The organism is Mesorhizobium sp. M0761 (genome assembly GCF_040320205.1).
In the GTDB taxonomy this organism is placed as follows: Bacteria; Pseudomonadota; Alphaproteobacteria; order Rhizobiales; family Rhizobiaceae; genus Mesorhizobium.
Map to the genome: position 1 here is coordinate 1 of NZ_JAMYPF010000052.1, position 612 is coordinate 612.

Below are 612 nucleotides of genomic sequence, written 5' to 3' on the forward strand. Positions count from 1 at the left end.
TGATGGCTGCGGTCGATGCCTATATCCCGACGCCGGTTCGTCCGCTGGACAAGCCGTTCCTGATGCCGATCGAAGACGTGTTCTCGATCTCGGGCCGTGGCACGGTCGTCACCGGCCGCGTCGAGCGCGGCATCGTCAAGGTCGGCGAGGAACTGGAAATCATCGGCATCCGTCCGACGACCAAGACGACCTGCACGGGCGTCGAGATGTTCCGCAAGCTGCTCGATCAGGGCCAGGCCGGCGACAACATCGGCGCGCTGCTGCGCGGCGTTGATCGTGAAGGCGTCGAGCGCGGCCAGGTTCTGGCCAAGCCCGGTACGGTGAAGCCGCACAAGAAGTTCGTGGCCGAAGCCTACATCCTGACCAAGGACGAAGGTGGCCGTCACACGCCGTTCTTCACCAACTACCGTCCGCAGTTCTACTTCCGCACGACCGACGTGACCGGCATCGTGTCGCTGCCGGAAGGCACGGAAATGGTTATGCCCGGCGACAACATCACGGTCGATGTCGAGCTGATCGTGCCGATCGCCATGGAAGAGAAGCTGCGCTTCGCCATCCGTGAAGGCGGCCGCACCGTCGGTGCCGGCATCGTCGTCACCATCAAAGAGTAAT

At 63.2% G+C, this 612-nt stretch carries 1 protein-coding gene; it reads left to right on the forward strand.

From position 1 onward, the window contains the following. A partial coding sequence (locus NKI32_RS31535) for an EF-Tu C-terminal domain-related protein (protein ID WP_023743048.1) occupies positions 1 to 611 on the forward strand: 611 nt, incomplete at its 5' end. Between the last annotated feature and the right edge of the window lies 1 nt (position 612).